Origin of the sequence: Pseudovibrio exalbescens DSM 16456 (assembly GCF_000422785.1) — a bacterium.
In the GTDB taxonomy this organism is placed as follows: Bacteria; Pseudomonadota; Alphaproteobacteria; order Rhizobiales; family Stappiaceae; genus Pseudovibrio; species Pseudovibrio exalbescens.
The window spans coordinates 310,535-335,804 of record NZ_KE383918.1 but is presented as its reverse complement, the minus strand read 5'-3'; the positions used below and the strand labels follow the sequence as shown (position 1 = coordinate 335,804).

At 55.4% G+C, this 25,270-nt stretch carries 20 protein-coding genes and 2 pseudogenes; 9 read left to right on the top strand and 13 right to left on the bottom strand.

All coding sequences use genetic code 11. From position 1 onward, the window contains the following. Positions 1–29 precede the first annotated feature (29 nt). From pstB to G512_RS0116200, 6 genes and pseudogenes are all read right to left on the bottom strand, one after another. Positions 30–821 (bottom strand): phosphate ABC transporter ATP-binding protein PstB, encoded by a 792-nt coding sequence (gene pstB / locus G512_RS0116220; RefSeq protein WP_102868508.1) that lies wholly within the window; start codon positions 819–821, stop codon positions 30–32. Between the two features lie 59 nt (positions 822–880). Next, a pseudogene (pstA, locus tag G512_RS23100) lies at positions 881–1,600 on the bottom strand (phosphate ABC transporter permease PstA); the annotation flags it as partial. Between the two features lie 627 nt (positions 1,601–2,227). Next, positions 2,228–2,704, bottom strand: a pseudogene (locus G512_RS23095) (DUF3333 domain-containing protein); the annotation flags it as partial. Next, entirely contained in the window at positions 2,697–4,085 is a 1,389-nt protein-coding gene (gene pstC, locus G512_RS0116210) for a phosphate ABC transporter permease subunit PstC (protein ID WP_028482628.1), read from the bottom strand. The pseudogene G512_RS23095 and the gene pstC, both read right to left, overlap by 8 nt. A 106-nt stretch (positions 4,086–4,191) precedes the next feature. After that, positions 4,192–5,211 (bottom strand): substrate-binding domain-containing protein, encoded by a 1,020-nt coding sequence (locus G512_RS0116205; RefSeq protein WP_028482627.1) that lies wholly within the window; start codon positions 5,209–5,211, stop codon positions 4,192–4,194. Between the two features lie 162 nt (positions 5,212–5,373). Next, the gene (locus tag G512_RS0116200) at positions 5,374–6,735 is read right to left on the bottom strand and encodes an ATP-binding protein (protein ID WP_028482626.1); all 1,362 of its coding nucleotides are present in this window, start codon (positions 6,733–6,735) and stop codon (positions 5,374–5,376) included. A gap of 689 nt (positions 6,736–7,424) precedes the next feature. Here G512_RS0116200 and G512_RS0116195 point away from each other — a divergent pair. Beyond that, on the top strand, positions 7,425–8,336 hold the full coding sequence (locus tag G512_RS0116195) for an MBL fold metallo-hydrolase (protein ID WP_028482625.1): 912 nt from the start codon (positions 7,425–7,427) through the stop codon (positions 8,334–8,336). 112 nt (positions 8,337–8,448) lie between these two features. Then, positions 8,449–9,648: a MalY/PatB family protein gene (locus G512_RS0116190; protein WP_028482624.1), complete on the top strand. Its 1,200-nt coding sequence runs from the start codon at positions 8,449–8,451 to the stop codon at positions 9,646–9,648. Between the two features lie 55 nt (positions 9,649–9,703). Here G512_RS0116190 and G512_RS21475 read toward each other — a convergent pair whose 3' ends face one another. The 3 genes from G512_RS21475 to G512_RS0116175 form a co-directional block, all read right to left on the bottom strand. Beyond that, complete coding sequence (locus tag G512_RS21475; RefSeq protein WP_228130526.1) at positions 9,704–10,603, bottom strand: DUF1499 domain-containing protein; 900 nt, start codon at positions 10,601–10,603, stop codon at positions 9,704–9,706. Positions 10,604–10,666: 63 nt separating this feature from the next. Then, positions 10,667–12,292, bottom strand: coding sequence for a long-chain-fatty-acid--CoA ligase (locus tag G512_RS0116180; protein WP_028482623.1), 1,626 nt, complete (start codon positions 12,290–12,292; stop codon positions 10,667–10,669). A gap of 132 nt (positions 12,293–12,424) precedes the next feature. Beyond that, a complete protein-coding gene (locus tag G512_RS0116175) occupies positions 12,425–13,144 on the bottom strand; it encodes an HAD family hydrolase (protein ID WP_028482622.1) in 720 nt (239 codons plus the stop codon). A 494-nt stretch (positions 13,145–13,638) separates the two neighbouring features. On the opposite strand from G512_RS0116175, the gene G512_RS0116170 reads away from it, so the two are divergent. Next, positions 13,639–13,821: a hypothetical protein gene (locus G512_RS0116170; protein ID WP_028482621.1), complete on the top strand. Its 183-nt coding sequence runs from the start codon at positions 13,639–13,641 to the stop codon at positions 13,819–13,821. 54 nt (positions 13,822–13,875) lie between these two features. Here G512_RS0116170 and pdxH read toward each other — a convergent pair whose 3' ends face one another. After that, complete coding sequence (gene pdxH / locus G512_RS0116165) at positions 13,876–14,514, bottom strand: pyridoxamine 5'-phosphate oxidase (protein ID WP_051269472.1); 639 nt, start codon at positions 14,512–14,514, stop codon at positions 13,876–13,878. 192 nt (positions 14,515–14,706) lie between these two features. Here pdxH and G512_RS0116160 point away from each other — a divergent pair, with 192 nt between their 5' ends. Together G512_RS0116160 and G512_RS0116155 are read left to right on the top strand one after the other, a co-directional pair. Further along, entirely contained in the window at positions 14,707–15,096 is a 390-nt protein-coding gene (locus G512_RS0116160) for an RT0821/Lpp0805 family surface protein (RefSeq protein WP_051269470.1), read from the top strand. Between the two features lie 192 nt (positions 15,097–15,288). Beyond that, on the top strand, positions 15,289–16,278 hold the full coding sequence (locus tag G512_RS0116155; protein ID WP_028482618.1) for a DnaJ C-terminal domain-containing protein: 990 nt from the start codon (positions 15,289–15,291) through the stop codon (positions 16,276–16,278). 64 nt (positions 16,279–16,342) lie between these two features. Here G512_RS0116155 and G512_RS0116150 read toward each other — a convergent pair whose 3' ends face one another. Genes G512_RS0116150 through G512_RS0116140 form a run of 3 tightly spaced genes read right to left on the bottom strand, consistent with a single transcriptional unit; the run spans position 16,343 to position 19,790 of the window. Continuing rightward, positions 16,343–17,209, bottom strand: coding sequence for an SDR family oxidoreductase (locus tag G512_RS0116150; RefSeq protein ID WP_028482617.1), 867 nt, complete (start codon positions 17,207–17,209; stop codon positions 16,343–16,345). A 51-nt stretch (positions 17,210–17,260) separates the two neighbouring features. Then, complete coding sequence (locus G512_RS0116145) at positions 17,261–17,995, bottom strand: crotonase/enoyl-CoA hydratase family protein (RefSeq protein ID WP_028482616.1); 735 nt, start codon at positions 17,993–17,995, stop codon at positions 17,261–17,263. 16 nt (positions 17,996–18,011) lie between these two features. After that, the gene (locus G512_RS0116140; protein ID WP_028482615.1) at positions 18,012–19,790 is read right to left on the bottom strand and encodes an acyl-CoA dehydrogenase; all 1,779 of its coding nucleotides are present in this window, start codon (positions 19,788–19,790) and stop codon (positions 18,012–18,014) included. Between the two features lie 160 nt (positions 19,791–19,950). On the opposite strand from G512_RS0116140, the gene G512_RS0116135 reads away from it, so the two are divergent. The 4 genes from G512_RS0116135 (at position 19,951) to dxs (ending at position 25,168) form a co-directional block, all read left to right on the top strand. After that, positions 19,951–20,937: an L-threonylcarbamoyladenylate synthase gene (locus tag G512_RS0116135; protein ID WP_028482614.1), complete on the top strand. Its 987-nt coding sequence runs from the start codon at positions 19,951–19,953 to the stop codon at positions 20,935–20,937. 439 nt (positions 20,938–21,376) lie between these two features. Beyond that, positions 21,377–22,306 (top strand): histone deacetylase family protein, encoded by a 930-nt coding sequence (locus tag G512_RS0116130; RefSeq protein ID WP_028482613.1) that lies wholly within the window; start codon positions 21,377–21,379, stop codon positions 22,304–22,306. Positions 22,307–22,363: 57 nt separating this feature from the next. Continuing rightward, positions 22,364–22,618: an exodeoxyribonuclease VII small subunit gene (locus G512_RS0116125; RefSeq protein ID WP_036489888.1), complete on the top strand. Its 255-nt coding sequence runs from the start codon at positions 22,364–22,366 to the stop codon at positions 22,616–22,618. Positions 22,619–23,260: 642 nt separating this feature from the next. Then, on the top strand, positions 23,261–25,168 hold the full coding sequence (gene dxs, locus G512_RS0116120; protein WP_081657514.1) for a 1-deoxy-D-xylulose-5-phosphate synthase: 1,908 nt from the start codon (positions 23,261–23,263) through the stop codon (positions 25,166–25,168). Positions 25,169–25,270 lie beyond the last annotated feature (102 nt).

The following is a 25,270-nucleotide window of genomic DNA, read 5'->3' as shown; positions in this document are numbered from 1 at the left end:
TATCTAATGTCGCGTATGAACCCGTAATGCTAGCCGAAACGACCGGTAATGTAATCCTGCGTGCGTTGATCTTTCGGGTTTGTGAAGATGTCATTGGTTTTGCCTTCTTCAACCAGATACCCGAGATGGAAAAACGCGGTGCGCTGGGACACACGAGCGGCCTGCTGCATGGAGTGGGTCACGATCACGATCGTGTAGTTCTCCCGCAGTTCATCAATCAGCTCCTCCACCTTCGCCGTGGCGATGGGGTCGAGTGCCGAACACGGTTCATCCATGAGGATCACTTCCGGAGACACCGCAATGGCGCGCGCAATGCACAAGCGCTGCTGCTGCCCACCGGACAAGCCGGTGCCGGGTTCGTCCAGACGATCCTTCACTTCTTCAAACAGACCGGCCTTTTGCAGGCTGGTCGCCACGATCTCATCCAGCTCGGCCTTGGACTGGGCCAGGCCATGGATGCGCGGACCGTAGGCGACGTTCTCGAAGATGGATTTCGGGAACGGGTTCGGTTTCTGGAACACCATGCCGACCCGGGCCCGCAACTCCACCACGTCAATCCGCTGATCATAAATGTCTTCGTTGTCGAGCAGGATGTTGCCCCCCACCCGGCAAATGTCGATGGTGTCGTTCATGCGGTTCAGGCAACGCAAAAACGTGGACTTACCGCACCCGGACGGGCCGATCAACGCCGTGACGTTATTCTTGCGCACATCGAGATCGACACCATAAAGCGCCTGTTTCTCGCCGTAGTGAACATTCACCTTCTGGGCCTGCATCTTGATTGGCACGCCATCTTCCGCAAGCGGTAGAGCACCCGTCATATTCTGGGTTTGAACCGTGCCGGCAGTCATTTCCATAGCCATAGCTTCAGCCTTTCTTATTACCAGCGGCGCTCAAAGCGCTTACGCAGAACAATTGCGATTGCATTCATTGAAATCAGGAACCCGAGCAGCACCATGATGGCGGCAGACGTCTTCTGCTGGAACGCCGGTTCCGGGAAGTCGGCCCACATGAAGATCTGTACCGGCAGCACCGTGGACGGATCGACCGGGCTTGCCGGCACATCCACAATGAAGGCCACCATGCCGATCATGAGCAGAGGTGCGGTTTCACCCAATGCCTGCGCCATGCCGATGATGGTGCCGGTGAAAATCCCTGGCAATGCCAGTGGCAACACATGGTGGAACACCGCCTGCAAGCGGGACGCGCCCACACCCAGTGCCGCTTCACGAATTGAGGGCGGCACGGCTTTCAATGCCGCACGGGAGGCGATGATGATGGTAGGCAACGTCATCAGCGCCAGCACCATACCCCCTACGACCGGCGCCGAACGTGGCAATCCGAACACGTTGAGGAACATGGCCAGACCCAGCAGACCGAACACGATGGACGGCACGGCAGCGAGGTTGTTGATGTTTACCTCGATCAGATGCGTCCAACGGTTCTTGGGAGCGAACTCTTCCAGATAGATCGCGGCAGCCACCCCGATGGGGAAGGACAAGGCCAGCGTTACCAGCATGGTCCAGAACGACCCGACCACGGCACCCCAGATACCGGCCATTTCCGGCTCACGGCTGGCCCCGGAAGTGAAGAAGATCGAATTCACGCTGGTGGAAATGATGCCTTGATCCAACAGGTAGTCGGTATAGGCAATTTCCGTGTCGTTGAACTTGCGCAGCGCCTCCGGTGTTTCCACCTCATCGATGGTCCACTCACCGGCAGCCACAGTGCCTGCTGCACCCAATGGCACCAGCACTTCAGCTTCCACGGACGTCGCATCGATTGCCGTAACCTTGGCCGTACCACCGTTGATGTTCAACAGGAAGGACGGCAACTCACGACTGAGCACCTGTCGTTGTTCCAGCGTATCAAGACGTTCCTGAAGGCCAGCCAGTTCCGTTTCAATGGCACCGATTGCGGTCTGCAAACGGCCCATCATGTCCTGCGTTGCCGACAGTTCGCTTTCAAGGCGCTGGCGTACCAACGGATCGGCGGTTTCGATCTCGTTTTGCAGACCGTCAATGCGGGCATTCAGGCTGTCTTCGGAGCTTCCGCGCAGCGACAGGTCCCGCTGCACCTTGGCGAGTTCAGCTTCCAGGTAGGTCTTGAGCTGTGCGCGAATGAAATCGAAATCATTGCTGTCGGAAGAAACAGTAATCGTGCCTTCCGTTGCGGACACAGTAGCCGCGCCACTGGTCTTCAACGTTTCGATTTTCGTGACCAGACCTTTCACGTAGAGGTCCGCAAAGTCGGACAGCGGCACCTGCACACTATCGGTCTTGCCTAGCAGGGAGGGGTCTTCCAGGACCTGATCACGCAATGTGATGTTTGCCCCGGACGACACCAGCCCGTAAAGGGTACGGCGGTCATTACGACTGGTCGCGAACGGCACGGTTTCGGACAGTGCCTCGCGAATGATGGAGTTGTAGCTGGCTGATCCCGGATTATCGGGATCCACGTTTTCCTGGGTGAGGTTCAGCGGCAGCGAAAGATAGTTGTAATAAAAGGCCGGGATACCCTGACTGATGATGCTGGTCAGCAACAGCACCAGAAACAGAGCCGCGAGCAGGATCGCCCCAAGACCGTACGCCTTAAAGCGGGTTTCGGTGGCATAGCGGGCCTTCAAACGCTTGCGCGCTGCATCCGTGGTGTGGATCCCCACCGGTACTGCGCCACCCGCAGGCTGTTGAGCAATACTAGTCATACTGTTCCCTGTACTTCTTGACGACACGCAGGGCGAACACGTTCAGTGCCAGCGTGATGCAGAACAAAAGCAGGCCCAGTGCAAACGCAGCCAGCGTTTTGGCACTATCAAATTCCTGGTCACCCACCAGTAGCGTCACGATCTGCACGGTTACGGTGGTTACTGCTTCCAACGGGTTGATGGTCATGTTGGCGGCAAGTCCGGCTGCCATTACCACGATCATCGTTTCACCAATGGCGCGGGAAATGGCGAGGATCAGTGCCGATACAATGCCCGGCAAGGCTGCGGGCAGAACCACCCGGCGGATGGTTTCAGACTTGGTCGCGCCCAAACCGGCGGACCCATCACGCAAGGACTGAGGCACAGCATTGATCACATCGTCGGAAAGTGACGACACAAATGGAATGATCATGATGCCCATGACGACACCGGCAGCCAGTGCGGATTCAGAGGACACCGAGAGCCCGATGCTTTCGCCCCACCCCCGAATGAACGGAGCCACAACCAGCGCGGCGAAAAAGCCGTAAACCACCGTTGGGATACCCGCCAGAATTTCAAGCACCGGCTTGGCGACGGATCGAACCGTCTTGGTGGCATAGTCGGAAAGGTAGATAGCGGAAAGCAACCCAATCGGCGCTGCCACCATGATTGCGATGAAGGTGATCAACATGGTGCCCACGAGAAGTGGGATCGCACCGAACACTTCGGGGTTTGTTCCCGTCTGTTCCGCACCGGCCCCAATGAAAGCACTCTGTGGGCTCCAGTGGGTTCCGAACACGAAGTCCAGTACAGGCACCTGTTGGAAAAAGCGCAGGCTCTCAAAGATGAGAGACAACACGATACCGACCGTCGTAAAAATGGCGACCGCAGAACAAACAATCAGGGCCACCATGACCGAGCGTTCCACGAAATGGCGGGCACGCATGGAAGGGACGATAGCGCGGGAGCCGAAAACAAACCCGGCTGCAACAAGCGCAGCCAGCGCAACGCCGATAAGAATGTTGCTCGTCCGACTGAGGCTGGCAAAAAGCTCTGCGGCGTGCTCCTTGCCCGCATCCGTAAAGCCCACGATCCCCCCAAAGGCAATAGCGCGCGCATCGCGCAAGAATGCTTCCACCTCTGGTTTACTGAGACCGGACAGATAGTCGGCGCTCTCGCTAATGACAATATTATTGAGGATGTTCGGGGCGACGATAACCCAAGCAAGCAATAACAGCAGGGCCGGGATCACCGTGACAATTGCAAGAAATCCGCCATGGTATCCAGGGCGGGAATGAAGCTTGACAGCTTGAGCATTCGAGACTTGCAAAGCGCGCGATCGGCCATAGAAGGTCGCCAGAACAAAAGTCGCGATGAGAATTAGAAAATAAGTCCAGAACATTTAAATCTGGCCCTTTGACAGGAGGTCGGTACACATATTTAGCCGGATCACTTGCTAAACAGAACCGGCCCGAAAAAATCCGGGCCGGTCTTATCATTAAGGCTGATTAGAACTGCAGCGGGGTCATTTCCTTAGCGGAAGAAGCAACTGCTTCACGCTTGTCAGCTGCCAGCGGGATCAGACCCTTGTCGGTGAGGTAACCCATGTCATCCCAGGTGTCTTCATTGGTGAACTCAGCCAGGTACTCTTCGATACCTGGGATCACACCAACGTGCTCTTTCTTGATGTAGAAGTACAAGGAACGAGACACTGGGTAGGAACCATCAGCGATAGCGTCGAAAGTTGGCGCGATACCGGCAATGTCGGCACCCTTAACCTTGTCAGCGTTCTGATCGAGGAAGGAGAAACCGAAGATGCCGAAAGCAGCCGGGTTGGCAGCCAGCTTCTGAACGATCAGGTTGTCGTTTTCGCCAGCTTCAACGTAAGCGCCGTCTTCGCGGATTTCGGTGCAGATGTCGCCTTCAAGGCCAGCTTCTGCTGCGCCCGGTACGGCTTCACAACCAGCTTCCATAGCCAGTTCTTCAAACGCGTCACGAGTACCGGATGTTGGTGGTGGGCCGAGAACTTCGATCTTCTCTGCTGGCAGAGACGGATCAATGTCGGACCAGTTCTGGTATGGGTTCGCGACGAGCTTGCCGTCAACCGGTACCTGCTTGGCCAGCGCCAGGAAGATCTGGTCGAGGGTCAGATCCATGTCTGGGCCCTGTACGGAGTTCGCCATGACGATGCCGTCGAAACCGATGGTGACTTCAACCGGTGTTACACCAGCTTCCTGACAGGTCACCAGTTCCTTCTCCTTCATGCGACGAGAAGCATTGGTAATGTCAGGGGTATTTTCACCGACGCCTTCACAGAACAGCTTGATGCCGCCACCGGAACCCGTGGATTCAACAACCGGAGTTTTGTAGTCGGTCTTCTGGCCGAACTGCTCAGCAACAGCTGTAGCGAACGGAAATACGGTCGACGAACCAACGATCTGGATCTGATCACGAGCCTGTGCGGAACCTGCTGCAATGGTTCCAGCAAGAGCGAGCGCTGCAACGCCTGCGAATGCTTTAATTTTCACCTTAAGTCTCCTTGGGAGTCTAGGTTGTAAACTGAATAAAAAACCCGCGGCCATCCCTGCGAGTCATCGGTAACCTACTCGTCACGGGTGATGTTTATATGAAGGTTTCATTTCAGTTTAATGACATTTCATGTCATTGAAATTAAAGCCGTATTTCTCCTCCTACAAATCGGTTAGGTGTTTTTGTGCCGCTGGAATTAACACTTTGAAGCACGCACCCTGCCCCGGCTCACTCTCAATTTCCAGACGGGCGCGGTGCCGGGTCAAGATGTGTTTGACGATAGCCAGGCCTAGCCCTGTCCCCTTCATCTGGCGGCTCGTTTCGGTGTCAGCGCGGTAGAAACGCTCCGTCAATCTGGGCAGATGCTCTGGCTCGATTCCCGGACCGTAGTCGCGCACCGACAAGACCCAATGCGGCGTTTCCTGATAGTGGCTGTCCTTTACCATGGAAACGTCAACCCGCTCACCGCTGCCACCGTACTTCAGGGCATTCTCTACCAGATTGTCGACCACCTGAACGAGTTCATCTCGTTCCCCGCGCACTTCTACCGGCTCATTTGGCAGGTCAACGTTTACTGTGGCTTTTTGCTCGCGCGCCACGGGAGCAAGCGCGTCCGCGGAGTGACGAATGATATCCCGCAGGTCCAGAATTGTTTCTGGCTGCACATGCACCTTCAGCTCAATTCGCGACAGCGACAACAAATCATCGATAAGACGGCGCATCCGCTCAGCCTGATCCAGCATGATGCCAAGGAAACGGTCGCGTGCCCTTGCATCATCCTTCGCTGGGCCTTGCAGTGTTTCAATGAAGCCGGTGAGAGAAGACAAAGGCGTGCGCAGTTCGTGGCTCGCATTGGCGACGAAGTCCGCACGCATGCGTTCGAGCCGCCGGGTTTCTGTCAGATCACGAATAACAACCAGAATAAGGCCCGGTCGTGTGCGGTCGGCCCCTTCTGGCCGCTTGCCGGAAACCGCCCAAAGCGGGGCAATATGAGCCTCCAGCCACAGTTCCATGGGAACCTTTTCAGACCACTCGATGATTTCTGAGGGCCCACCTTCACTCACTCGGTCCAGTGCCTCCAGAAGGGACGGCGCACGAATCCGGAAGGACAAGGGGTCACCAACAGCGATCATGCCGAACCGCTTTTGTGCGGCTAGGTTCACATAGCGGGTTGTACCACGGTCATCCACAACGAAGCATGGATTCGGCAGTGCATTCACCGCAGACTTCATGCCTCGGTCCACGATCTCTTCTGCAGCGCGCCGCGACATGCCACTGGGCGGTTTGACAACCGTCCGGCTTTTCATCCCGCCGCCGATAATCAGAATGAAGATCAGAGCAAATCCCGAGACAGCCGCCCATAACGGCACACCGTAGGCAAGCTTGAACAAGCCAAGCACGGCGGCAAGCGCCATTAGAACCCAACGCACATCAATCGTCTTGCGATAGACGGTTTGTCGGTTCAAGCGAATGCCGAGTGGTTCACTGGCGATTTTAGGAGACTCTGAATACTCTTCGGACATTTACGACCAATTGTTCTTTTCATTCCCTCAGGCGCAGGCTGACCACAACAACCCACGGAGCAATTTTCGAATCTTAGCAGAGCCTGCATGACAATCTCGCGACGTGACGCAAGATATTCTCAGCTCTTTTGACCCTGATTTCTCCCGGTTGCGGCCCACACTCGGCGTTAGCCACCGAATTTTCATGGATAATAATGGCGCGGGCCCAAGAAGTGCCGATTGGCGCTGCTTGTGATCAGATATATAAACAAAATCTGGAGGAAATGCATAGCCAGCAAAACTCCTCAGCAGTGTTGCAGCCTTCGGGCGGCGATGCACCTTGGTTCATGGACCTTGCACAGATCCGACCTCAACGAAGGGACAGGTAATCTCAACACACGCACCTCCTGATTGGCGTTGGTGATCTCACAATGACAGCCCTTCAAAGCACGGGGATAACTTTTCGCGGTGGTTGGTCGTTTCAAACCCACCGCATGGCGTCAGCTTCGCCTGGCGACCAAAGCCCTGTCGAAAGCAGAGTGCGACCGACTGCTCTTTCGATCTGCGCTCTGGAGTTTCGCAGCGCGGTATGATTTTGCGGCTCGGTGCGTTCACGAACGCAGAAAATACGCAACTAACGCAAACCAACGACTAGTTGCGCGCATGTGTTTGCCGCTGTTACAAGGCGTCAGTTTTTCTGGAGAACTCGCATGGCTCAGCTGCGTTTCAATCGCGATTTTGACCCACGTTATGGCAGCGCGGTTACGGTCGCACCCAAGATTCAGCGGATCACCTGCCAAAATCCAAGTCCCCTCACCTTTCATGGCACCAATACATTTCTGATTGGGGAGGAGGAGGTCGCCGTTCTCGACCCGGGGCCGGAGGATAACCGACATCTGGCTACCATTATGGACGCCATCGGCGATCGCAAGGTCAGTGCGATCCTGATCAGCCACACCCATATTGATCATTCACCGTTATCCCGCAGGCTACAGGCGGAAACACAGGCACCGATCTATGGCTGTGCCCCTCATTCCCGCGCCGAGGCTTTCCGCGATATGCCGGAAAATCCGATGGAAGCCAGCGCTGATCATGCGTATGAACCGGATCAGGAGCTGTTGGATAGCGATCAGTTGGAGATTGACGGGCTCTTGATCGAGGTGGTTGCCACGCCGGGCCACACAATCAACCATCTCAGCTTTGCGCTCCCTGAGCAAGGCCTGCTGTTTCCTGCAGATCACGTGATGGCATGGTCGACCAGTGTGGTAGCTCCGCCCGACGGATCCATGGGGCACTACATGGCTTCCATTGATCGGCTGCTGGAACGGGCCGAGGGGCATTACTTTCCGGCGCATGGGGGAGAACTGCGCGATGCCCACAGGTATCTGGAAGGTCTGAAAGCCCATCGTCAAAGCCGGGAAACGGCTGTGATCGGGCGACTGCGTGCCGGCGATACCCACATCCCGCAGATGGTGGCAAACATTTACGCAGATGTGGACAAAAAGCTGCACGGCGCGGCTGCACTGAACGTGCTGGCGCACCTGGAAGACCTGAGTTCGCGCGGTGTTGTGGCCACAAGCGGGCCGGTGTCTCTTGAGGCGAGCTACCGTCTGACTGCGTAAATTCTCAAGGCCATTTGACGCTTCGGGCACCTGCCCTTGTCGGAAAGGGCTTGGAAAACCGAGCGCCAGCTTTTAGCGTTGCGTCTCCTTGAGACCTAACGCGATGATATCCATGACAATTGATTTCGACCAGATCATAGACCGACGCAATACCAATTCCCTGAAATGGGACTCGATGGAAGCCCGCTATGGCGTCTCACCGGACACCGGCATCCCTATGTGGGTTGCAGATATGGACTTCCGTCCCCCCGAAGCCGTCAACGACATGCTGCTTGCCAATGCCAAGCATGGCATCAACGGGTATTTTGGTGACGACACCGATTACAAGGCATCCATCGTTTCGTGGATGGAACGCCGTCATGACTTTAAGGTGGAGCCAAGCTGGATCACCACCGTTCCCGGCGTGGTTCCAGGCTATTCCCTTGCCATACAAGCGTTTTCTGAACCAGGGGATGGCGTTTTGGTATTCTCGCCGGTGTACCATGCCTTTGGCCGAGCGATTGCTGCCAACAACAGGCGACTGATCGAGAGCGAACTGGTCCAGCGTGATGGCGTCTATCAGATTGACTTTGACGGCCTCGCCGATCTGGTTGATGAGCGTACCAAGGTCATGCTTTTGTGTTCACCGCACAACCCAGGCGGGCGCGTGTGGACCGCGGACGAACTTCGCCGCCTCTGCACCTTTTGCGTGGAGCGCGGCATTCTGATTGTCTCGGATGAAGTGCACCATGATCTGGTGTTCGATGGTCACCGTCATGTTGCAACGGCCACACTTTCTGAAGAAATCGCCGCCAACACAATTACCTTTGCTGCCGCCTCCAAGACCTTCAACCTCGCCGGATTCATGACCGCAGCTGCAATCATTTCCAATGCAGACATCCGCCGGCGTTACGTGGCGCAGGTTTCCGCGTGCGGGCTGGGCCCCAACCGGCTCGGCATATTGGCCACCACGGCGGCTTACAACCATGGCGAGGTTTGGCTTGAAGCGCTGTTGGCGTATCTGAAGCACAATGAGGCACTGTTAGCCGAGGGACTGGAAGCCGCGCTGCCCGGTGCACGTGTCATGCGCATGCCAAGCACCTATCTGTCATGGGTTGATATGTCCGAGGTGGACCTCCCTTTCAAGACACTGGTGGAGCGCATGGAAAAAAACGCAGGCATTGCCACGAACCATGGCGCTGCATTCGGAAAGGGCGGCGAACTGTTCCTGCGGTTCAATCTGGCCTGTCCAAAGTCAGTTGTCGAAAATGCAATCGCCCGTCTTGAACAAGAGTTTGCTGACCTGCGCAGCCAACAGACGAGCTTTTCCTGACAAGGGTGCAGATGCAGCGACACAAGCGAAAAGGCCGCAAATCCGCGGCCTTTTTTCAGTTCAAACTAGGCTTGAGGTCTGGCACGGGGAACAACTCGGAAGTCGGCGCGTCATTAAGCAAATTCTTGTCGCCCTGCCATTCTGGAAGTGGATTGCTATCGGAAATCGGCCCTTCCACTTCGAAACTGGGCGTTGTGACACCATAGGTTTCCAGCAAGACACTATCCAATTGCTCGAAAAAATCCCTGATATGACGTGCATTGGCGCCAAGATCCTGGCTTCCGACCCGTGAAGCGGATCTCACATCCATCAAAGCCCCGACACGATCCGGCTGAATGCGAACCGCCAGATCATCCTTGAACGCCAAAACGGGGGTCGTGACCTCGGCCAAGAGGTAGGACGGTTCATCTGCCAGATCGGGCGGCTGGCTCGTCACGAGCTCCCAGCCCAGTCTCTGCACCGCCAAAAGGGAGGCCTGATGAAGCTCATGGGGCGCGATGCGAAAGCGACGCGGCACAATGTCAGGATACCCTGCCTTTTGCAGGTCCTGGTGCTCAGGTGAGAACCGCTCCGACGCTGTCGCCCCGACAGTCAGCGCTGGTGGCGTGACCATGTCAGTGGAAATGTCGTTGATGGGAGGGTGTTGCTGCGAGCCGATGACAACCAAGCTCAGAGGTATAAGGGCAATCGCAGCGTAGATCATTCCCATGAAGGCATTTGAAAATCCCTTACCGCCCTCACGCCACAGATCAACAATCGCGTAACCGGCCAAAAGAATGGCCAGCAATGCAACTGCACTGCCAACAGCCATGGCAACGACCAACGTGTTGGCAGTAATCAAATCCATCCGGTGCGCCAGAACTGCCACCACCAGGGTGGGTATGGATACAGCACCCAACTGACGACTTCGCCATGCTGATTTCGAATGTCGCAGTGGCAGGCGGCTGACGATCACCAACTCTGTCTCCCGTTTTCCGGCAAGAGCCAGCCCATCCGGCTCTTGCCCTGAAAATCGATACTACACCGTCGGGAGTTCGTACTGTCTGAACTGATCCCGCAGTGCAGTCTTCTTGATCTTACCCGTAGCAGTATGCGGCAGTTCATCTACAAAGACGATGTCGTCCGGCATCCACCATTTGGCGATCTTACCTTCCATAAATGAAAAAATGCTGTCTTTGGCGATTTCTTCTCCCTGTTTGGGGACAATCACCAGTAGAGGCCGCTCATCCCACTTGGGATGGTGCACACCAATCACAGCCGCTTCAGCTACTTGAGGGTGACCAACTGCCAGATTCTCAAGATCAATCGAGGAGATCCACTCCCCTCCAGATTTGATCACGTCCTTGGAGCGATCCGTGATTTGCATATAGCCATGGGGATCAATGTGAGCGACATCGCCCGTATCGAAGTATCCATCCTCGTCCAACGGGTTACCGCCATCGCCCTTGAAATACGATTTGGAAATGGAAGGCCCACGAACCATCAACTTGCCGAAGGTCTTGCCGTCCCATGGCAGGGTCTTGCCCTCATCGTCGGTTACCTTCATTTCCACGCCGAACGGGGCATGGCCCTGCTTTTCCTGAAGATCCAGCCGGGCGTCGCCTTCAAGATGTGTCAGTTCGGGCTTGATGGAACAGATGGTTCCAAGTGGGCTCAGCTCCGTCATGCCCCACGCATGCATGACATGCACATCATACTTCTTTTCGAAAGCTTCCATGATGGACCGTGGACATGCTGCCCCGCCAATCACGACACGCTCCAGATAAGGTAGTTCCTTGCCGGTTTGCTCCAGATACTGAAGCAGCATCAACCAGACAGTAGGCACAGCCGCAGTGAATGTGACCTTCTCGCCGTCCAGCAGTTCCCAAATCGCTTCCCCGTCCATGCGTGAACCTGGCATGACCATGCCGGCGCCGGTCAGGGCAGCAATAAAGGGGAGCGCCCAGCCGTTTGCATGGAACATTGGAACGACAGGCATGATCTTGTCCCGACTTCCGATGCCCATCATGTCAGGCACACTGGCTACCATGGCATGCAAGACATTGGAGCGATGCGAGTAAAGGACACCTTTCGGATTGCCGGTTGTGCCTGACGTGTAACAAAGGCCCGCAGCTGTGTTTTCATCAAACTCTTGCCACTTGAAGTCGCTGTCCGCTTCACCGAGATATGTTTCATAAGCGACAGCAGGCAGATCCGTTTCCGGCAGGTGTGCGTCATCGGTCAGAACAATGACCTTCTCGACAGTCTCCAGTTTAGGCCAGATGGCTTCGACTATCGGCACAAAGGTGAGGTCTACAAAAATCATGCGGTCTTCAGCATGATTGATGATCCAAGCAATCTGGTCAGGAAAGAGCCGCGGGTTCACCGTGTGATAGACAGCACCAATCCCCATCAAACCATACCAAGCTTCGATATGGCGACTGGTGTTCCAGGCCAGAGTAGCGACGCGATCTCCCAACTTCACGCCGTCCTGTTCCAACCGTTTGGCAAGCTGCAGGGAGCGCAGACGCAGCTGCGCATAGTTTATTCGAGTGATATCTCCCTCAACAGCGCGTGTCACCAGTTCACGGTTTGGATAATTCAGTGCCGCATGATCAAGAAGCTTCGTACAAAGCAGCGGCCAGTCCTGCATCAGACCCAGCATGGTTCCCCCCAATGTGGTAGTCCTACCTTTAGTGGAGGTCGAGTTTGCCAAGCGAACCGGCCACCTGTCTAGTCACCAACACTTACTAATTAGGCGCAGGTTTTGGGGGTTACCACCAGATACTCCACGTGCTCAGGCGGTCTTTGCCAGTGGCTTGAGCCCAAGTACTTCCATGAGACCGGATAGGCCGGACAAAACCACATCAGAGTGCGGTGCCAGAACATCATACCCCATGGTACCAGTGGTTATACCGATACGTAGCATGCCAGCTCGTTCTGCCGCATGAAGATCGTGCAAGCTGTCGCCCACCATCGCCACCTCATGGGGCGCCAAACCACAGTGCTCGGCGAAAGCCAACAACTGGCCGGGCTCCGGCTTACTGCCGAAACCGCTATCGTAACCGCTGATGAACGTGAACAGGTGTTTCACGTTCAGGGCTTCAAGTTGCCTTTGTGCAGACACTTCTGTGCCATTGGTCGCCAAACCAATCGGCAGCCCCTGTTCATGAAGGTGTTCAAGCACGAGGTGCGTGTCATCAAACGGCGCAACAGCGGCAAGCGCCTTTTCACCCAACCACCGGTCGATATCCTTCAGAACCGTCGTGTCACCGACACGTCCCAAGCGTTCCAGCCATGGCCTCGAATAAACCTCAGGCGTGTTCACACGGATAGAGCTATCGGGATGGAACGTTGCCGTCGCATAGTCGAATCCAGCCTCTCGTCCCAACTCGGTCGCGAGCGTCTGGTCGCCTTGCGCCAGTTGCTCAAGAATGTAAACGAAGGCCGGTGCCCAAGTCTTATCAAGATCAATCAGTGTTCCGTCGCGGTCAAAGAGAACGGCTTTAATGGTCACAATGGGCTTCCTTCGTTGAAGCAATTGATGTTTTTGTGTGAGGTTTGCGTGGTGTAGCGGCTAAAGATAACGGAGGCTTGACACTTGTGGATGGCACTACGCAATTTATCGGAGTTTTTTCCCGTCATACACGTGTGTTTGTGATGCAACACAGCGCGTTATTTTGCCACTAGTAAAACTTCTTAAGTCATATCCGAGGGCAAGACGGGCCGGCTTTCATATTTCACAGAACGCTCTAAGGCCTTGTATTTCCTTGCATACTTTAAAATCAGGCAGCAAATGTCGTTTGGTTTCGAATAACTTGGCCAGATATACCGAGCAATAACCACCGCATTAGCACGCGGTGTTTTATTAATACAAATCGGTCCATCATACTCATGCCTGATTTGGGAAGCATTCCTACAGGCTGAGCCCATTAAACGAAATTGTGTAGCCAACCATCACTCTGTTTTTTGGCGTTACACGCGCAGCAAAGTCCCGAAGGGACAGATAGAATGGACAGTCACCAAGCACTCGCTGAGAAGAAGCCTCAAGAAGTCAACCTGGACGCTTATTACAAGCCAGTTGGCATCAACGCCATCAACGCAGCCAGCTGCAGCTGCTGTTGCTCAAAGGAGAAGAAGCCAGATACATCCTACAAGGATCGTAGCTTCGAGTATCCCCTGCCGACAGATTGATCTGAGTGTTCAGGAGGCCGCCCCACAATGCGGGCCAGCCTCCTTTTTCTTGGATCAGGGATAAAGACGCTCTTTTTCCCACGCATCATTCAGCGAGGCACGGCGGAAGACGAAACGATCGTGAAGACGGAACGATCTGTCGTGCCAGAACTCAATTTCCACCGGCTCAATGCGGAAACCGGACCACTGTTCCGGCCGCGGGATGTCGCCAATGGCATATTTTGCCGCGTAGCGCGCCACTTCCTTTTCCAGTGCAAAGCGGCTTTCCAGCGGGCGCGATTGCTTCGACGCCCAAGCGCCAATTCGGCTGCCACGTGGACGGGTCTTGTAGTACGCATCCGCTTCTTCCTCGGACACACGCACGACGTTGCCGCGCACTCGAACCTGACGTCTCAGACTCTTCCAATGGAAGCATAGTGCTGCCTTCGGGTGCTCGAGAAGCTCATGCCCCTTTGCGCTTTCAAAGTTGGTGTAGAAGACAAAGCCTTCGTCATCGATTCCCTTCAACAGGACCATGCGCACGTTCGGCATGCCGTCCTTGTCGACAGTAGCAACCGACATGGCATTGGGGTCGTTGACTTCGCTCTTTTCCGCCTCTTTCAGCCATTCTGCGAACAGCTTGTAGGGGGCGTCTGCTTCGTCAAGGTAACCTTTTGTAAATATGTTTTCGAGATTTTCGTTTACATCGCTCATCGTTGTGGTCTCGCCGTTGTTGTGTCGCAACTATGGGCAGTGTGCAGTGAATACGGATTTAACCTGATTATCGTTGTAGAAAGGGCCAAGGGTCCTATGCAAGTGCCTGAGTCACCTTATAACACAGCGCGCCGTCTTTGCCAGTTCAGCCTGTGCCTGTTGATGCTCGGGGTCGTATCTGGTTGCACACAAATGTCTTTTTCGGTTGGAAACTCTGAATACCAAGAGCCGAAAGACCTGACCGAAAGCCTCGAATCCGATGCAACCACAGATGAAGCCAGCATCGAGGTGAGTGACCGCGATCTGATCAGCCGGACAATCGCCTATGCCCTTCAGGACAAGAGTGGCGGCATCTACGCAAATGGCCCACTGCCGTGGGCGAATCCCGAAAGTGGCAACAGTGGCACCATCACATCCATTTTTCAGATTGATGATGCCGGCATGGACGGGTGTGCAGATTTCATCACCAGCGCCAATACCGTGGGCGGCGTGCGTGCTTATCACGGACGAACCTGCCCTGATGGAACGAACAATCTGGAGATTGTGCGTCTGGCTCCGTTCTCCAGCGGGGGACAAGGCTGATACATTGTGATAGCTCTTGGGCCAAATTTGCAGGACGGCCTTTCATGCGAAAGACTTAACTGCCTTGCGACGTCGGGCCTCTGGAGAAACTAAGCATTGCTTCCTACATCTACTAGTACTCTAATACCCTGCAGCAATCCTCGGGGCGCTTCCAATAGCGCACCCAATAACCCTGTGTTCTAATGGAATAATATGAGAGATCCCTATTCCGTTCTCGGCCTAGACAAAAACGCCAGTGCCGCCGACATCAAAAGCGCATTCCGCAAGCTGGCCAAAAAGTATCATCCGGACCAGAACAAGGATAATCCAAAGGCGCAGGAAAAGTTCTCTGAAATAAACCTGGCCTACGAACTCCTTGGTGATGCGGAAAAACGCGCCCAGTATGACCGAGGCGAGATTGACGCCGAAGGCAAGCAGCGCTTCTACAGCGGCGGCTTTGAAGGCTTCCATGGCTACAACGAGTCCGCAGATCCACGTGCCCGCGGTTTCCGTTTTGAAGAAGCACGCGGCGGTGGTGGCGGCTTTGACGACATCCTGAATGACATCCTTGGCGGTTTTGGTGGCGGACGCCGGCGCAGCGCATGGAGCGGTGGGGCCGGTGCCGGTGACTTTTCCGGTGCATCCCAATCTCAGACCCGGCGCAGCAAACCCGGCGCAGACGCCAGCATCGTAACGCGTGTTTCACTCGAAGAACTGGTAAAAACCGGCAAGACGCGCGTTAAGTTACCCAACAAGAAAACCGTTGAGGTGAAGATTCCGCCCGGCACGCGCGAAGGGGACAAGATCCGTCTCAAGGGTCTCGGCTTTGCCAGTGAACCTGGCGGGCAAGCTGGAGACGCCCTGGTGGAAATTCGCTTCCAGAGCCATCCGCTGTTCACCGTGGACGGCGATGACCTGCGGATGGATCTTCCCATTGCCCTTTATGAAGCAGTCCTTGGCAGCAAAATCAAGGTTCCGACACTGGACGGTGCCGTGAACCTGACCATTCCGGAATATGCGGATGGCGGCAAGGTGATGCGCTTGCGCGAGAAGGGGCTGCCAAAAAAAGAAGGCGGGCGTGGTGACTTGTACATAACGCTGCGCATCAAAATGCCGGAGCGTCAAGATGACGAATTGAACACCTTGATGCGGGCCTGGAAGGAAGTCGCCCCCTACAAGGCGCGCGGGACGGAGTTCGACTAACCGCCTGCCCATCAAGTTCACGGTCCGACAAAAAGCCGGCTCGCTTCGAGCCGGCTTTTTGTATTCAGCCTTTGCCAACGGCTTTCAATGAAGCTGGCGCCGGGCTGTCATCCGGGACAAAGAAATCCTGGAACAGGTCAACCTCCGGATTGACCCGATACTGATCGAAGTCTGTCACACCGGCTTCGGCCAGCAACGTGTCATCAATAAAGAAGTTGCCTGAGCACTCCCTTGAGGGGCGATTGAAGATCTCGTAGGCAGCATCTGCAACAATGGCAGGCTTACGACTTGCCTGCATCATCTGCTCACCCCCGAGCAGATTGTTGACCGCAGCCGTCGCAATGGAGGTGCGCGGCCACAATGCATTGACGGCGATTCCCTTGGGCCGCAACTCACCTGCCAGGCCCAGAACCACCAGGCTCATGCCGTATTTGGCAATTGAGTAGGCCGTATGGTTCTTGAACCACTTTTCCTGCATGTCGAGCGGGGGCGACAACATCAGGATGTGGGGGTTCTGCGCGTTCTTCAAATAGGGAATGGCCAGCTTGGAACATAACAAGGTGCCGCGCGTATTGATCTGATGCATGAGATCGAAGCGCTTCATGTCGATGGCCTCAACTGGCGTCAGATTGATGGCGCTGGCGTTGTTGACCAGAATATCGATCCCACCAAAAGTCTCTGCGGTTTTGGCCATGGCTTGCGCCACGGACTCGTCGTCGCGCACATCAACCACCAGAGGAAGCGCCTTGCCGCCTGCCTTTTCGATAGCCTCCGCAGCGGTATAAATAGTGCCTTCCAATCTGGGATGCGGGTCGGCCGTCTTGGCGGCTATTGCGACATTCGCCCCATCTCTTGCGGCGCGCAAACCAATTTCAAGCCCAATGCCGCGTGAAGCGCCCGTGATAAATAGTGTCTTCCCTGCAAGGGACATGATCTGCCCTCCCCTTTTTGTTTCGGCTATTGCGTCTTGTGCCTTGGGTCGTCAGCCGGTTTTCTGCATGAAGGCGATAAAGGCCTGCTTGGCCTCGTCGGAACGGAGACGTTCACCAAACAGATGGATTTCTTCTGCGATGCGCTCTTCCAGCGGGCCGCGATCTCCCCGCAACAGGGTCCGGGAGAGGTGTAGCGCTTCAGATGGCATACGGGCGATGCGTGTTGCCAAATCCAGCGCCTCCTCTTCCAACTCTTCTGGAGCGACAACCTTGTTGACCAGCCCGGCTTCCCTTGCACGTTCAGCTGAGAATGTCTCACCCAGGCACAGCAATTCAAAAGCCCGTGCCCGCCCCATCATCATGGGTGCCAACATGCTGGAGCCCGCCTCCGGTACCAGCCCAAGATTGACGAAGGGCGTTTGAAATGTTGCCTGAGTGGAGGCTACCACCATGTCGCAATGCATGAGCATGGTCGCACCAACCCCGACCGAGAGGCCATCCACACCGGCGATGGTCGGCTTGGGGAGGTTGGGAAGCACCTTCAAAAACTCGGCCACCCAACCGCCAACCTCTCCGCCCATGGCGAACTTCATGAAGTCGCCAATGTCATTGCCTGCGGAGAACGTGCCCGGTACACCCAGTAACAGGTTACACCCAATTGCCTCATCATCCCGGCTCAGAGCCTCGGTAATGTCCTTGTACATTTCCGTGGTGATGGCGTTTTTCTTGTCTGGGCGGTTCAGCCGAATAACCTGAACCGCCCCTTCCATCTTGACTTCAATCATGAAAGCCCCTCCCGGCTCAGGCAAACTCGGCAATGTCGACGGACAAGATGCCCTGACTGGACTCGGTTACTGTTTCTTTCAAGCCCGCCGTTTCACCAAGCTCGGTTTCGGCGAAGGCACGCGCCACCTGGACCCGGCGTTTGCGGGTCAGTTCATCTTCTGCCTTGGAAGCAAGCGCCCCCTTGGCAAGCAAGGCACCGCCAAGCGTCAGGCCGGCAAGTTTCATGTAAGGAGTTGCCCCGGCCTGAGCTTCGGCAATCTGACCATTGCCCTGAGCCTCCAACAACCAAAGAGTTGCTTCCTCGAGATCGTTTACTGCCGCGCGCAATTTGCGGCCAGCGCTCCCCATCTCCGGCATGTTTTCAGCAGCAACCTGGTCCGCGATCTCACGCAGCTCAGCAATAAACGCTTTGACATGATCGCCACCTGACAACGGCAGCTTGCGCATGACCAGATCAAGAGCCTGAATGCCGTTGGTGCCCTCATAAATTGGCGCGATACGGGCATCACGCAGGTGCTGAGCAGCGCCCGTTTCTTCGACAAAGCCCATACCGCCATGCACCTGAATGCCGATCGACGCCACATCCACGCCAATGTCAGTCGAGTATCCCTTGGCAATTGGGGTCAGCAGTCCAGCCCGCTCCGTCCAGAACTTGCGACCGGCTTCATCAGGTGCCGCCTTGGACATGTCCAAGGCATGAGCACAGGCATAGCAAATCGCGCGGGCTACCTGCGCCTTGGATTTCATGGAAAGCAGCATCCGCTTCACATCCGGGTGGGCAGCAATCGCGCTCATGCCCTCGTCCTGCGCACCGGGCGCTTTTCCTTGCTTGCGTTCCAAGGCATAAGCCAACGCCTGCTGGAAGGCCAACTCGGCAATGCCGACACCTTGAACACCAACGGCCAGCCGAGCATTGTTCATCATGGTGAACATGCAGGCCAGACCTCGGTTTTCCTCGCCCACTAGATAGCCGATTGCGCCACCTTCATCGCCATACACCATGGTACAGGTCGGCGACCCATGGATGCCCAGCTTGTGCTCGACCCCAGCAACGCGCACGTCGTTCTGAGCTCCGATGGAGCCATCGGCATTCACCATATATTTCGGCACAACGAACAGTGAAATGCCGCGAGTGCCCGCAGGTGCATCGGGCAGGCGCGCCAACACGAGATGAACGATGTTGTCGGTCATGTCGTGATCGCCGTAGGTGATGTAAATCTTCTGACCAAAAATCTTGTAGGTGCCATCGGGCTGCGGTTCGGCCCGTGTGCGCAAAGCACTGAGATCAGAACCGGCCTGCGGCTCGGTCAGGTTCATGGTGCCCGTCCATTCTCCGGAGACCAGCTTGGGCAGGAACGTCGACTGAAGATACTCGGATCCGTGTTTTTCAAGCGCTTCCACGGCACCGATGGTCAATGTCGGACCTAGGGTGAAAGCCATATTGCCGGAATTCCACATTTCCATCACGGCCACATGCAACATGTTCGGCAAGCCCTGACCGCCAAACTCTGGTGACCCGGTAAGAGAATTCCAACCACCCTGATACCAGTTGGTGTAGCATTCCTTCCAGCCTGGCGTTGTCTTAACCGCACCATCAACCAGCTGAGCAGGTTGCAAGTCTCCCTTTCGGTTCAACGGAGCAATCTCTTCCTCTGCAAACTTGGCCGCTTCAGAAAGGATTGCGTCAACAAGATCCTCCGAGAGTTCTTCATTCCCCGGCAACCCCTGCAGTTGCTTCAAACCTGCGACTTCCTTCAGTGTGAAGGCAATTTCATTGATCGGCGCACGATACATTTTGTCATCCTCCCGAACAGCGGCTTGACGAAAAGCGATTTGCCCCCCAAAACGCCGCAGATAAATCGTGTTGCACCGGACATTAGTACGCCTGACCTATGCGTCAAGCTTAACGCTACGGCAGAAACACTCCTACATTGGTCGAACTACGGACACCCCCATGGAACGCTGGCAGCTAGCAGCCCAAGATACGGACTTCAAAAAAGACGAGAGATTTGCTCGGGTTTGTCGGGCAATCGAGGCCGGTGAGCTGGTCGCAGTTCCAACAGAAACCGTTTACGGACTGGCAGCAGATGCGACTAATGGGCAGGCCTGTGCCCGCATCTATGAGGCGAAAGGAAGGCCACAGTTCAACCCTCTCATATCGCATGTGGAGTCACTTGAGGCTGCCAGACGCCACGGCATCTTCACAGCGGATGCAGAACGACTTGCCGACGCCTTTTGGCCCGGACCGTTGACACTTGTATTACCAAGAGCCGGGAGCTCAACCGTCAGCCAACTCGCGACGGCCGGACTTGAGACCATTGCCATTCGTGTTCCCAACGCTCCCTTCATGCAAGCACTAGCGGAAGCCACCGGCAAACCATTGGCCGCCCCAAGCGCAAATCTGTCTGGTCGCATCAGCGGCACCACAGCTGATGATGTCGCTCATGACCTGGAACCGCATCTCGCCTTTCTCATTGATACCGGCCCAACTTCGGTAGGTGTTGAATCCACCATCATTTCTCTGGTGGGTGACCAGCCGACATTGCTTCGGCCCGGCGGCATCGCCCGCGAAGAGATTGAAGCCGTTCTAAACACCCGATTGGTGAGCGCGGGTACCAATGACAGCGCCCCTGCCGCTCCCGGCATGATGAGCTCTCATTACGCCCCTTGCAGCTCCGTGCGCCTTAATGTGACCGAGGTCCATCAAGGCGAGGCCCTGATTACACTAGGCACAGCCCTACCCGCAGGGGCCGAGAAAGCCAGCCAACGCTTCAATCTCAGCGCGGAAGGAAACCTGCGCGAAGCTGCAAGCAACTTGTTCATTGCCTTGAGGCAAGCGGACAAAGCTACTCAAGTCGGAATTGCCGTTGCTCCAATACCTGCAACAGGCCTTGGCGAAGCCATCAATGACAGGCTCCTGCGCGCTGCGGCACCGCGCTGACCTAACAACCGGACGACCTTGTTGATCGAGGAGCTGGCATACCTGCGTTGATGAGGTGTGAAGAAAATCGATTTTTTATGGCAATTGCGCAACACATATCAGCAAATTACGTAGATTTACTTCAATATCATCCAATTATCATGCAGTGACCCCAACGTAAGGTTTTCAAGTAAAGCCTCTCAGTCTACTATTCTATACTATGATGTAAGCGATGCTGCGGACCTCCCCCACGAGCGCGACGATGCGCTCGCACCTTCACCGGGGCGGCGTGCGTATTACGCGCCCCGGCACTTTCTTGGGCTGAAAAATCGATTTTCCATCAGCTAGCTATCGGCAATTGGTATAGCGCGCCGCTGTGCGGGCGGTTTGAGAGTTGACATCCAGATGGCGCTCGTGTGCTTCTAGGAACAATACTTAGCGCTCTTGCTGGACCGAACTGTTGTCTACACTTTATCTACATCACCCGAGCTTTCTCGAACACTTGACGCCGTTGGGGCACCCCGAGCGACCTGACCGTCTCCGGGCCATTGATCGTATTCTCGAAAATGAACGCTTCCATACCCTTGAGCGCGATCGTGCTGCCGTGGGGCGTTTCGTGGATGCCGCGCGAGTACACCCACCTGCCTATATCAACCAACTCCACCGCATGCGCCCAGATGAAGGATTGGTGCATGTGGACCATGATACGACCATGTCGCCGGGAACGTGGGACGCAGCCATGCGCGGCGTTGGCGCGTCATGCCAAGCTGTTGATGAAGTCATGTCCGGTCGTGTCGTGAATGCATTTTGCGCATTGCGCCCACCGGGGCACCATGCAGAGCGCCAGCGTGCAATGGGTTTTTGCTACTTCAACAACGCTGCCGTTGCGGCCCGCCACGCTCAGGAAGTGCATGGCGCGGACCGGGTGGCAATCATGGATTTCGACGTGCATCACGGAAACGGCACCCAAGAGATCTTCTGGGACGACCCGACCGTTATGTATACATCCACGCACCAAATGCCCCTGTACCCGGGGACAGGACACAAGAACGAACGCGGCGAACACGACACGATAGTCAATGCACCACTTGTGGAAGGTATGGGCGGGGATGAGTTCCGCGATGCCATGAACTCGGTCATTCTGCCCCGGATCCGATCCTTTGATCCCGACCTTATTGTCATTTCCGCCGGTTTTGATGCGCACCACCGCGATCCTTTGGGCGGGCTACGTCTCAAGGAAGTGGATTTCGCGTGGGCAACTCAAGCCCTGATGGAGATTGCGGACAAACGATGTAACCGACGCGTTGTGTCTCTGCTCGAAGGTGGATACGATCTTGAGGGTCTTGCGCGGTCCGTGGCCGCGCATGTAATGACACTCATGAACCAATAGGTGATCACGCGATCATCGGTTCCGAATAGCAAACCATGCGAAGCGGGAAGAAACCACGTGACGACAGGCGAAACCGAGCAGGCCACAATCGAGTCATTGTCCTTTGAATCTGCCCTTGCCCAACTAGAGACCATTGTGCGCGACCTAGAACAGGGCAATGTGCCATTGGAAAAAAGCATTGAGCTTTACTCGCGCGGCGAAGCCTTGCGCAAACATTGCGACAGTCTTTTGAAGGCCGCTGAAGCAAAGGTAGAAAAGATCCAGCTGGATACCACCGGCAACCCAACCGGCGTGGAACCTTTGGGCGACTAATCAGTTTCCTATTCTGAAATCTGGAACCCGCTTCGGCGGGTTTTTTGATTCCACATACCCTTAACGTCACTTCCTGCTGAGAATCGATTCTCTACAAGAATTTCCACCGGCCATTCTCCAAGAAGATCCATACTCCAAAAATAATCAGGCAAGTTTAGTTGCTTGGAACTACGAGGAGTTTTCTGCTCTTTCAGATATAACTTACTACGATTCAACCATATTGGTTTTTATTCATAATTTAATCATGGAAAGGCCCTATTATTTTCAACTATAGTGAGAATGTCGGGCGCTGGTTGAATATGGCGGGAAATTGAGAACACGACCGAGCCAGCATCGGGACAAAAAAAGAGGGCCGCGTTTTCACACGGCCCTAAGTCGATCACTGTGCACGTGGCCCCATCGACCACGGCACCTTGGATAAGCGGTTTTACGACAGAATGCATCACCCCCTGGGGTGAGGATTGAGCAATTTCCGATAGATCTCCATAATTTTTACGTAGTTTGCCGAGATTGACGGCATTTTCGCCAAGTCGTGGCTAATCCAGTCTTCGCTCCCTATCTATGAATTGCGCGCCCTCAACGTCTGTTGTAAGCGTGAGGGTCAAAGACGGGCGTCAAATAAGACTCAAACTGGTGACAAGAATGAAATTCCCTCTGCTCGATAGCATTTCCAGCCCCGCAGACCTCAAAGATATACCTGAAGAAAAACTGAAGGATCTTGCGGAGGAATTGCGTGCGGAGTTGATCGACGCGGTCTCGGTAACCGGAGGGCACCTGGGTGCCGGGTTAGGGGTAGTAGAGCTGACGCTTGCGCTTCATTATGTTTTTGACACCCCCCGGGATCGTTTGATTTGGGATGTGGGCCACCAGTGCTATCCACACAAAATCCTGACCGGGCGGCGGGATCGAATTCGCACACTGCGGCAAGCTGGTGGTCTGTCGGGTTTCACAAAGCGATCGGAAAGCCCCTACGACCCATTCGGTGCAGGCCATTCGTCCACCTCCATTTCGGCGGGCCTTGGCATGGCGGTTGCGCGAGACCTTTCAGAAGAAACCAACAATGTCATCGCAGTTATTGGCGATGGGGCCATGTCGGCCGGCATGGCCTATGAGGCCATGAACAACGCGGGTGCTCTGAAAAGCCGGTTAATCGTTATCTTGAACGACAACGACATGTCGATCGCACCGCCCACGGGTGCCTTGTCAGCCTCTCTGGCCCGACTGGTTTCGGGTAAAACCTACAAGTCCTTCCGCGACGCTGCCAAAAGCGTGGCCAAGGCCCTGCCCAAAACCTTGCAAGAAAAAGCAGCTCGAGCCGAAGAATATGCTCGGGGGTTCTGGACGGGTGGCACTCTGTTTGAAGAACTGGGCTTTTACTATGTAGGGCCCGTGGATGGGCACAATCTGGATCACCTTCTGCCTATTCTGAAGAACGTGCGCGATGCGCAGGAAGGGCCGATCCTTATTCACGCCGTCACCCAAAAGGGCAAGGGCTACCTGCCAGCCGAAACGGCCAGCAACAAGTACCATGCTGTGGCGAAATTCGACGTGGTAACCGGTAAACAATCCAAGCCCAAGGCCAATGCGCCGAGCTACACCAAGGTGTTTGCCGAAAGCCTGATACAGGAAGCAGCTGACGACGAAAAAATCGTCGGCATTACCGCAGCCATGCCGGACGGCACAGGTATGGACCTGTTTGGCGAAGCCTATCCCAAGCGCACCTTCGATGTGGGTATTGCCGAACAGCATGCTGTTACCTTTGCAGCCGGCTTGGCGACAGAGGGATACAAGCCGTTTTGTGCGATCTATTCCACGTTCCTGCAGCGCGCCTATGACCAAGTCGTCCATGATGTTGCGATCCAAAAGTTGCCCGTTCGCTTCCCGATTGATCGCGCGGGTCTGGTTGGCGCAGATGGCGCTACCCACGCGGGATCCTTTGACACGGCCTATCTGAGCTGCCTGCCCGGCTTCGTTGTGATGGCCGCCAGCAACGAGGCAGAACTCAAGCATATGGTGGCCACGGCTGCGGCCTATGACGAGGGACCGATTTCATTCCGCTACCCACGCGGCGAAGGCATTGGCATGGAAATGCCAGAGCGGGGCGAACTTCTTGAGATCGGGCGCGGGCGCATTGTCAAGGAAGGCAACCGTATTGCTCTTTTGTCCTTCGGTGCGCGGTTGAGCGAATGCCTGGAAGCAGCCGAGAGCCTCGACACCGCTGGGCTGAGCACAACGGTAGCAGATGCGCGATTTGCAAAACCGCTGGACCAGGACTTGCTGCGCCAGTTGGCCATGAATCACGATGTGCTCGTTACCGTTGAAGAAGGATCAGTCGGCGGTTTCGGCAGTCACGTCATGCACACGCTGGCGAATACCGGGCTATTGGATCACGGTTTGAAGGTGCGTTGCATGACCCTACCCGACAGCTATCAAGATCATAACAAACCAGAGGTCATGTATTCTGATGCGGGGCTGACTGCGACCGGCATCATGCACCGGGTTTTCGAAGCTTTGGGCAAAGCTGAAGAATTCTCGGCACAACTCGCCTGACGAACTCGATATCAAGAGGTGGGGTATTGCCTCTTGATAAGGTTCGTGTCTCCTAGAATGAATTTTCTGATCACTGCGTCACGCTGATCCCCCATCCATACC